Annotated in this window: 11 protein-coding genes and 2 rRNA genes; 12 read left to right on the top strand and 1 reads right to left on the bottom strand. The window is 47.7% G+C overall.

Features of this window, described 5'->3' with window-relative positions; genetic code table 11:
- The 6 genes from MAQ5080_RS16915 to MAQ5080_RS16890 all read left to right on the top strand — a co-directional run.
- A 16S ribosomal RNA gene (locus MAQ5080_RS16915) occupies positions 1-84 on the top strand; the annotation flags it as partial.
- 169 nt (positions 85-253) lie between these two features.
- Positions 254-448 carry a DUF2970 domain-containing protein gene (locus tag MAQ5080_RS16910; protein ID WP_067213454.1) on the top strand — a complete coding sequence of 65 codons (195 nt, stop codon included), beginning with the start codon at positions 254-256 and terminating at the stop codon, positions 446-448.
- Between the two features lie 287 nt (positions 449-735).
- Positions 736-1,860, top strand: coding sequence for a cytochrome c oxidase subunit II (gene coxB, locus MAQ5080_RS16905; RefSeq protein WP_067213457.1), 1,125 nt, complete (start codon positions 736-738; stop codon positions 1,858-1,860).
- Positions 1,861-1,871: 11 nt separating this feature from the next.
- Entirely contained in the window at positions 1,872-3,440 is a 1,569-nt protein-coding gene (gene ctaD / locus MAQ5080_RS16900; protein ID WP_067213460.1) for a cytochrome c oxidase subunit I, read from the top strand.
- 4 nt (positions 3,441-3,444) lie between these two features.
- A complete protein-coding gene (locus MAQ5080_RS16895; RefSeq protein ID WP_067213463.1) occupies positions 3,445-3,978 on the top strand; it encodes a cytochrome c oxidase assembly protein in 534 nt (177 codons plus the stop codon).
- A gap of 19 nt (positions 3,979-3,997) precedes the next feature.
- Entirely contained in the window at positions 3,998-4,864 is an 867-nt protein-coding gene (locus tag MAQ5080_RS16890) for a cytochrome c oxidase subunit 3 (protein WP_067213465.1), read from the top strand.
- On the opposite strand, the gene MAQ5080_RS17740 is transcribed toward MAQ5080_RS16890, so the two are convergent.
- Complete coding sequence (locus MAQ5080_RS17740) at positions 4,852-5,085, bottom strand: DUF2909 domain-containing protein (RefSeq protein ID WP_082861170.1); 234 nt, start codon at positions 5,083-5,085, stop codon at positions 4,852-4,854. The genes MAQ5080_RS16890 and MAQ5080_RS17740 overlap by 13 nt on opposite strands.
- A gap of 10 nt (positions 5,086-5,095) precedes the next feature.
- Here MAQ5080_RS17740 and MAQ5080_RS16885 point away from each other — a divergent pair, with 10 nt between their 5' ends.
- The 6 genes from MAQ5080_RS16885 to MAQ5080_RS16860 form a co-directional block, all read left to right on the top strand.
- Positions 5,096-5,803, top strand: a complete 708-nt coding sequence (locus MAQ5080_RS16885; protein ID WP_067213466.1) for an SURF1 family protein — start codon at positions 5,096-5,098, stop codon at positions 5,801-5,803.
- 51 nt (positions 5,804-5,854) lie between these two features.
- On the top strand, positions 5,855-6,388 hold the full coding sequence (locus tag MAQ5080_RS16880) for a redox-active disulfide-containing membrane protein (RefSeq protein WP_067213467.1): 534 nt from the start codon (positions 5,855-5,857) through the stop codon (positions 6,386-6,388).
- A 3-nt stretch (positions 6,389-6,391) separates the two neighbouring features.
- Positions 6,392-7,429, top strand: a complete 1,038-nt coding sequence (locus MAQ5080_RS16875; RefSeq protein WP_067213469.1) for a COX15/CtaA family protein — start codon at positions 6,392-6,394, stop codon at positions 7,427-7,429.
- Entirely contained in the window at positions 7,398-8,288 is an 891-nt protein-coding gene (gene cyoE / locus MAQ5080_RS16870; protein ID WP_067213471.1) for a heme o synthase, read from the top strand. Before MAQ5080_RS16875 ends, cyoE begins: the two co-directional genes overlap by 32 nt.
- Before the next feature lie 35 nt (positions 8,289-8,323).
- Entirely contained in the window at positions 8,324-8,926 is a 603-nt protein-coding gene (locus tag MAQ5080_RS16865) for a Yip1 family protein (protein WP_067213474.1), read from the top strand.
- 291 nt (positions 8,927-9,217) lie between these two features.
- Positions 9,218-9,318: ribosomal RNA gene (locus MAQ5080_RS16860) — 23S ribosomal RNA — on the top strand; the annotation flags it as partial.

Here is a 9,318-nt window from a genome sequence, read left to right as displayed (position 1 = left end):
GCGGTTACCACGGAGTGGTCAATGACTGGGGTGAAGTCGTAACAAGGTAGCCCTAGGGGAACCTGGGGCTGGATCACCTCCTTAAACGATAAGAAGCTCTGGTGAGCGTTCACACAAATTATCTGATACTTTCTATTTTCGCCTCATTGGCATCTCTTCTTAGCTTTACCAAAACTTATTCCCTTTTTATTCTTTACTATACTCAAGCCATTCGTAGTGTCTTTGCGCATTCCCTTTGTGTTTGGAGAACTCCATGGCAAAAAGCAATTTATGGCGTGTTATTAAATCTGTTTTGCATGCGTTAATCGGTGTGCAAAGTGAGCGTAACCGTCGTGAAGATTTTGCCTCAGGAAAGGCGAGTCATTTTATTGTGGTGGCGCTACTGGTCGTCTTAACCTTTATCCTGTGCTTGGTTTTGCTGGTAAAAGGCGTGCTGTATTTTAGTTAATGCTGGGCAAGGGTGATCGCTGAATTTAATGACTCTGAAGGCCTGATCGATATTATAAGGAGTGATTATTACTCCTTGGTTCACTTCAAATTTCTGTACGCTACAAATAATCGCTACTACTGGCAAAGTTCTAATTGCTTCCTATACTCATCCTATCATGCATTAAAAATCATTGTTTCTAGTCAAAAAGTTAAGTGTTGTGCCTAGCCAAGGTCAGCAACCTATGTTGCAACGCTGTAGGCCTTAGATCTCAAAGATAATAATAAATATTAGTGGGACTACGACTGATGCTTAAGAAAGGACAGCTTGTCATCTTAGGGGGAACCCTTCTTTACCCAGTCACCTTGTTTGCCGAATGGGAAGTAAACATGGAGGCGGGTGTCACAGCGGTCAGCCGCTCCATATACGCTTTGCATATGCAAATCTTTTGGATTTGTGTAGCCATTGCAGTGGTGGTGTTTGGCGTGATGTTTTGGTCCATTTTCCGCTACCGTAAATCTGCTGGAGCGAAAGCAAAACAATTCCATGAAAATACCTTAGTGGAGCTGGCTTGGACCATTGTTCCGGTTTTGATTCTGGTCGCCATGGCGATTCCTGCCACGGCAACACTCACCGATATGTACAATACCGACGACTCTGAGATTGATGTGCAGATTACTGGCTACCAGTGGAAGTGGCAGTATCAGTACCTAGGTGAAGAGGTGTCTTTCTTTAGTAATCTCAGTACGCCTATGGAGCAAATTAGTAATCAGCAAGCGAAGGGCGAGCATTATTTATTAGAGGTTGATGAGCCATTAGTCTTGCCGGTGGGCAAAAAAGTCCGCTTTTTGTTGACCTCCAATGATGTGATCCATTCATGGTGGGTACCTGCTTTAGCAGTGAAGAAAGATGCGATTCCGGGGTTTATCAATGAAACTTGGGTCAACATTGAAGAAGAAGGTATTTACCGTGGCCAATGTACGGAACTGTGTGGCAAGAATCATGGGTTTATGCCGGTGGTGGTGCAGGCCGTTTCGGAGCAAGAGTTTCAGGGCTGGTTACAAGATAAACGTGAGGCGATTGCTGCTGAACGTGCTGCCGCTGAGCGTGTTTGGACCATGGAAGAGCTTTATCAAAGAGGCGAGCAAGCTTACCTGAAAAATTGCGCTGCTTGCCACCAAGCGGGTGGTCAAGGTGTGCCTTCAATCTTCCCTGCTCTTAAAGGGAACTCTATTGTTCGTTTTGACATGAAGAAGCACATTGACATCGTTCTGCATGGTCGATCTGGAACGGCCATGCCCGCGTTTAGTGCTCAAATGGGGGCAGTCGACATCGCTGCCGTGATTACCTATGAACGCAATGCTTGGGGTAACGATACTGGGGAGATGATTTCTCCTCAGGAAATCCAAGCCCTGCTTAATGAACCAAGGTAAGAGAGGTGTCTATGACTGCTGCTGTGTCTGCCCATCACGCTCCAGTACGAGGTATCCGTCGTTGGTTGTATACCACTAACCACAAAGATATTGGCACCATGTATTTGGTGTTCAGTTTAGCGATGTTCTTTATTGGCGGCTCGATGGCTTTAGTGATCCGAAGCGAGTTATTTGAGCCTGGGCTACAGATGGTCGAGCCTGAGTTTTTTAACCAAATGACCACCATGCATGGTCTGATCATGGTGTTTGGGGCGGTGATGCCCGCTTTTGTGGGGCTCGCTAATTGGATGATTCCATTGATGATCGGCGCCCCTGATATGGCTTTGCCTCGGCTTAATAATTTCAGCTTCTGGGTATTGCCATTTGCTTTCACCATGATGCTTTCTACCTTGTTAATGGATGGCGGTGGTCCGAATTTTGGTTGGACCTTTTATGCGCCGTTATCAACCACCTATGCTCCCCCAAGTGTGACTTACTTTATCTTCTCGATTCATATGGCGGGTATTTCATCGATTCTTGGGGCCATTAATATCATTGTCACCATCATGAATATGCGTGCTCCTGGTATGACCTATATGAAAATGCCGCTGTTTGTTTGGACTTGGTTAATTACCGCATTTTTATTGGTCGCCGTCATGCCAGTGTTGGCCGGTACCGTGACTATGATGCTGACAGACATTCATTTTGGCACCAGCTTTTTCTCAGCGGGTGGCGGTGGAGATCCGCTGTTGTTTCAACACTTATTCTGGTTCTTTGGGCACCCTGAGGTGTACATCATGATATTGCCGGCATTCGGTATTATCTCGCAGATTGTGCCTACCTTTAGTCGCAAGCCTTTGTTCGGCTATGCTTCCATGGTATACGCCACGGCTTCCATTGCCTTATTGTCCTTTACCGTTTGGGCGCACCATATGTTCTTAGTCGGGCTTCCGTTGGCAGCGGAACTTTTCTTTATGTATGCCACCATGCTGATTTCGGTGCCCACTGGCGTCAAAGTGTTTAACTGGGTAGCGACCATGTTCAAGGGTTCCATTAGCTTTGAAACGCCGATGTTGTTCTCTATTGCCTTTATCGTGTTATTCACCATTGGTGGCTTTTCAGGCCTCATGTTGGCAATTGCTCCGGCGGATTTTCAATACCACGATACCTACTTTGTTGTGGCTCATTTCCATTATGTGTTAGTGCCTGGGGCGATATTTTCGATCTTTGCTGCGGTGTATTACTGGTTGCCGAAATGGACTGGCCATATGTACAGCGAGCTGTTGGGTAAGTGTCACTTCTGGTGCTCGTTTATCGGCGTTAACTTGACCTTCTTCCCGATGCACTTTGTTGGCTTGGCGGGCATGCCAAGACGTGTGCCGGATTACTCATTGCAGTTTGCTGATTTTAATATGATCTCCAGTATTGGTGCGGCTTTATTTGGTTTGTCCCAGTTAATTTTCTTAGTGACGGTGGTGCGTTGCGTGTTGGTGGGGCGCGCGGCCCCAGATTCGCCTTGGGAAGGCGCACAAGGGCTGGAGTGGACGGTGGCTTCTCCCGCTCCGTATCACACTTTTTCAAAACCTCCGTTAGTGGAGTAGCACTATGACTAAAGTCGTGAAACAAACATTACGTCTAATGCTCATTAGCTTGGGGATGTTTGCGTTTGGTTTTGCCTTAGTGCCGCTTTATGACGTGTTTTGTGACATCACGGGTCTCAATGGCAAGGTGGATTTGCAACAAAGTGAGCAGACGGTGCTGGTTGATGTTGACCGAGAAGTGACGGTGCAATTGATCACGGTGGCCAATGCCAGTATGCCGTGGCGCTTTGAAGCGCTGCAACATCAAGTCAGTTTTCATCCTGGTGAGGATGTTAAAGCAGTGTTTCGGGTGCAAAACCTAACTGACATGAAGATGGTCGGGCAGGCCATTCCCAGTGTCAGCCCCGCAGAAGGGGCGCGTTATTTACATAAAATTCAATGTTTCTGCTTTGAGCGGCAAACGCTTGAGGCGAACGAGGTGAGAGATATGGTGGTGTTTTTCACCGTCGATCCAGAGTTGCCGGAGAGCATTCATAAGCTGAGTTTGTCGTATACCTTATTTGATATGACGCCAGTGGATGCTGTATCGAGCCGCTAAAATTGAGCTGGGAGGACTTATGACTCCATCACATGAAAACTATTACGTACCCGAGCAAAGTGGCTGGCCAATTCTGACCACTATGGGTTTGGCTTTAGTCGGCATGGGCGCGCCCGTTCTGCTGGCAGGCGGTACACCAGACTTTTTTGCTCTGGGGCTAATGATACTGGCGTTTATCTTCTTCGGTTGGTTCCGTCGAGTCGTGATTGAAAGTCAAAAAGGCCTCTACAGTGCCCAGATGGATGTGAGTTTCCGATTAGGGATGATCTGGTTCATTTTTTCTGAGGTGATGTTTTTTGCGGCATTCTTTGGCGCTTTATTTTATGTGCGCACGTTCGCCGTACCTTGGTTGGGCGGTGCTGGCTCTAATGCCATGACAGGGCAGCTATTGTGGCCTGATTTCATTGCCGCTTGGCCGTTACTGGATACGCCTGCTACAGGCTTTGATCGCCCCAGCGAGATTGTTGATCCATTTCATTTGCCTTTGTTAAATACCATCTTACTAGTCTCTTCGAGTATCACCTTGACCTTCGCGCATCATTGTCTCAAACAAGCTAAGCGCTGGCAGGCGAGTGCTTGGTTAGCGTTCACCGTGGCGCTTGGGATCGCATTCTTATGGGTGCAAGGTATCGAGTATGTTGAGGCTTATACGCACAGTGGTCTGACACTGCGTTCGGGGATTTATGGCTCGACCTTTTTCATCTTAACGGGCTTTCACGGAATTCATGTCACCTTGGGCACCATCATTCTATTGGTGATGCTAATCCGTTTGCTCAGAGGGCACTTTAATTCCGAGCATCATTTTGGTTTTGAAGCGGCTGCCTGGTATTGGCACTTTGTTGACGTGGTGTGGTTGGGCTTGTTCTTCTTTGTCTATGTATTCTGAGTGGGTGATGAGTGACTTGACCAAGGGGCTTTAGGGGTAATTTGTCCACTCATAAAACCGTATAGCGTCAAGCCACACAGTAATACTGCCAGGAGAATTCGTAGCTTTAATGAAGTGAGGAGGCGATGCTTTTTACTGCTGTCGTGAAACAGAAAATATAAGCCGCTGAAAAGGCTAATCAGCATCATGATAAACAGTGTGATGATGGCAGCAGAAAGCATGTAATGACCTATGTTGATTCGAGCTAATAAGCAAGTTTGGTTACTGCTGCTATGCGGCCTCATGACTGGGCTGATGCTGTCCTTAGGCACATGGCAGCTTGGTCGAGCTGATGAAAAGCGTAAGTGGCAAGCGGCCATGATGCAACCGAAAGTTTATCAGTCAGATTGGCTAGACCATATTGTAGATGGCAATTTATTGAAAGTGGTGGGGCATTATCTACCTGAGCGGCAATTTCTCATCGATAACAAAGTGGTGAATGGGGTGCCAAGCTACGATGTGGTGACGCCATTTTTAGCCTCTGATGGCACCTTGTTTTTTGTTAATCGTGGGGCGGTGCCAGCGCGCTCAAACCGAGAGCAATTGCCAACGCTGTCGGCCATCGATGCGCTAGAAGCATCTTTGCTTATACGTGTCTATGCCCCGTCGAAATCGAGCTTTCGTCTGTCGGATGCGCAATATGCAACGGCAGGCTGGCCAAAGCGAGTGCAATATTATGACGCTGATTATTTTACTCAGGTGCTTGCAACAGGGCAGATAACAGTTGTTTTCCCAACTGAGGTGCGACTTGAGCCTCAGCAATTGGGGGTCTTAACGCGTCACTGGCATCGGCAGGTTCTTTCGCCTGAAAAGCATGTGGGGTACGCATTTCAATGGTTTGCCATGGCTGGGACTCTTATGGTTCTGGTGGGCTACTACCGATACAAGAAAAAGCTCTAGCTGTTTTGGCAGTTGAGTGTGGCTAGGTGTGGATGGATTAAGGAGAGTGCTATGGTCGCTACTGAAAACCGTCGTCGAGGCCGATTGATCCTGCTGGCGCTGTTTGCGATAGGCTTTATTCCCATGATGATTGCTTGGGGTATGGTACTGGGAGGGTGGCGCCCACCGAGTATCACGGCTCATGGTAAGGTCTTGTCACCACCAGTGGCGTTGAATGAAACGCTCAAAGTGCCTTCCGATACGACTACGCAACAGTGGCGCTTACTGATTGTAGATCCTGCCTGCCAACAGGCGTGCCAGCAGCGCCTTGAGCGCCTACGAAAAATGCATGTGGCCCTTGGGCGACATGCGGAAGAGCTGCAGCGCGTGCTGGTGTCTGATTCAAAACATCAAGAATTGACGGATCCCTTTTTACAGCGCTGGCTGTTATCCAATGTTAAGCCATCTGAGCAGGCGCGTTTAACCGAGGCCGTTTGGTTGGTGGATCCGAATGGTTGGCTGGTCTTGAGTTTTTCACTAAACCTGCCTGAGGCGCAGGTGTATGAAGATGTGCTCAAGTTAATCAAAGCGCAGGCGCGGGGGTGATGTATGTCCTCAAAAGATCTTTTGCGACGGTTGAGTTTTCTGGCGTTTGCCTTAGTCATAGTTGTCATTGCGTTGGGGGCTTATACGCGTCTAAGTCATGCGGGGTTGGGTTGTCCAGATTGGCCTGGTTGTTATGGTTTTTTAACGGTTCCTAGTAGTGTCGATCAGCTAACGTTAGCGCAGGCTCGCTTTCCCGACGCTCCCGTGGAGTCTAGTAAAGGCTGGCTAGAGATGATACATCGCTATGCGGCAGGCTGTGCTCTGCTGTTAGTGTTCTCTATGTTGGCTGTGGCAAAGCGTGCTCAAGCCGAAGCGGGGCAGATTCCATTAGGGCATGTGTTGGCCATTTGTCTTGTCATGTCGTTGCAGGCTGCTTTTGGCATGTGGACTGTGACATTAAAACTGTGGCCGCAGATCGTTTCCATGCATCTGCTTTTTGGGGTGATTACCTTATCTTTGCTGTATTGGCTGTGGCTGCGTCAAGTGTTACTGCCTAGTGAATTTAGCACTAGTTGGCCTGCATTTATTGGCATTGCCCTAGTGGCGCTGATTCTCTTAAGTCAGATTGCTCTAGGAGGGTGGCTCGCAGCAAACTACTCTTCGTTGGCGTGCCCTGACTTTCCCACCTGCCAAGGACAGTGGTGGCCAAAAGCCGACTTTAAGCAAGGTTTTGATTTCGGACAGCAGTCGATAGGGCCTAACTACTTAGGAGGCCTGATGTCTGGAGAAGGTCGTATTGCCATCCACTTGATGCACAGAATCGGCGCTTTGGTGTGTGCGGTTGCGATTATCTCGGTTGCCGTCTATATGTTTAAAAGACGTCGGATGTTGGCGCTAAGACTGATTATTTTGGTTTGTCTCCAATGTCTGCTCGGTGTTGCAAATGTTGTCTTGCATGTACCAGTGTTGGTTGCGGTCTTTCATAATTTGCTAGCAGCTTCATTGCTGGCCAGTATGGTGGAGACGCTCTACGTTGTATGGTCCGCCAGCAAACGAAGAGGAGAGAGTTATGTCTTCCATTTCCGAAGCCAGTATCACTGACGTTTCTTGGAAAGACTATTATCACCTTTGTAAACCTCGCGTAGTGGCTGTATTACTGCTGACTGCTTTGGTGGGGATGTGCCTGGCTGATAGTCGCCTACCTAATCCGCTGCAGTTATTTGTTGCGCTGCTGGGAATTGGTTTATGTGCTTCTTCGGCGGCCGCTTTCAATCATGTATTAGACCGTCGCTTTGATGTCATGATGGCGCGTACCCGCCACCGCCCATTACCAACGGGGCATCTGCGTCCCAGTCAAGCGATTGCTTTTGCTTGCATCATAGGCGTTATCGGCTTTCTAGTATTGTTTGAATGGGTTAACCCTTTGACGGCCTACTTAACTTTGGCATCCCTATTGGGGTATGCGGTTATCTACACCGCGTTTTTGAAGCGGGCTACGCCACAGAACATTACCATTGGAGGGCTTGCTGGGGCAATGCCACCACTTTTGGGGTGGGTCGCCGTAACAGGAGAGATTGAGCCTAATAGCCTATTATTAGTACTGATCATTTTTGCATGGACGCCGCCTCATTTTTGGGCTCTGGCTATTCATAAGCGTAAGGAATATGCCTTAGCTGGGGTGCCAATGTTACCGGTGACTCATGGCGTGGCGTTCACTCGGTTACAGATACTGTTATACACGCTGCTTTTAATACTTACGACGGCACTTCCATTTGTAACGGGTATGAGTGGGATTGTCTATTTGCTCGGAGTTGCGGCTCTGAATCTGCGTATGCTGATGTTTGCATTGCAACTCTATAACGAAGACGAATCGATACCAATCAAGATGTTCTGGTATTCCATTCGTTACATCATGTGGCTATTTGCTCTGTTGTTGGTTGATCACTATTTGTCTTGGTAAATATAGGCCACTTAAACATGCATCGGAGGTCAATTATGTATGTGCAACATGTATTTGGCTTGGTAAGCCATCCTAAAGAAGAGTGGGAAGACATTGTTGAAGAACGCCACTCGATTTTTCAATGTTATGTGCGTTACCTTATTTGGTTAGCAGCTATCCCTGCTTTATCGCTACTGTACGGCACTACTCAGGTAGGATGGAGTTTGAGTGGAGGGGATGTTGTGCGTTTGACGGTTGATAGTGCAGTTCCGATTGCGATCTCTTTCTATGTGGCGCTGTTGGTTGCAGTCGCTGTGATGGCATATGCCATGTACTGGATGGAAAAAACCTATGGTGTTGATGCGTCTCTTGATCGGTGTTTCGTAGTGATTACCTATACGGCTACGCCGCTGTTCATCGCAGGCTTTGCTGGCTTGTATCCTGTGATGTGGTTTGATGCACTGGTCGGTTTGGTGGCTGTGAGTTATGCCATCTACTTGCTACTGAAAGGTACGCCGGTCATGGGGCATATTTCCGAAGAGCGCGGCTTCTTATTTTCCATGTCCATTGCGACCGTGGGACTATGTGTTTTGGTGGGCTTATTAGCCTTTAGTGTGATTCTTTGGATGTCTGCTATGCCTCCGGTTTTCATACGTTAAAGTTTAATGAAAAAAGATAAAAAAGTTTGTTGACGAGGCTCGGTTCGTACGTATAATGTGCCTCCACAAATCAAGGAGACGCTCCAAATAAAGGAGCGTTTCTTATGTAAGGGCCTAGCTCTTACAGTTGCTCTTTAACAATTTAGAACTTTGAAATAGACGATAATCAAGCGTCAAACCGGTGGGATCCATTCTTAACCCGAATGAGATTCTATGATCGTAAAATCCAATGAAGAACAAAAGCTTCGTTGGTATGTAGTTCAAGGTAGCGAAAACTATTTTGGGTTATATGGTCAAGTGACCAAGCGTGCACGGTGGATGCCTTGGCAGTCAGAGGCGATGAAGGACGTGGTAATCTGCGAAAAGCTCGGGGGAGTTGATAAACAAACTTT

Origin of the sequence: Marinomonas aquimarina (genome assembly GCF_900089755.1) — a bacterium.
Classification (GTDB): domain Bacteria; phylum Pseudomonadota; class Gammaproteobacteria; order Pseudomonadales; family Marinomonadaceae; genus Marinomonas; species Marinomonas aquimarina.
Note: the sequence above shows the minus strand (reverse complement) of the source record. Positions and strands in the feature narration are given on the sequence as shown.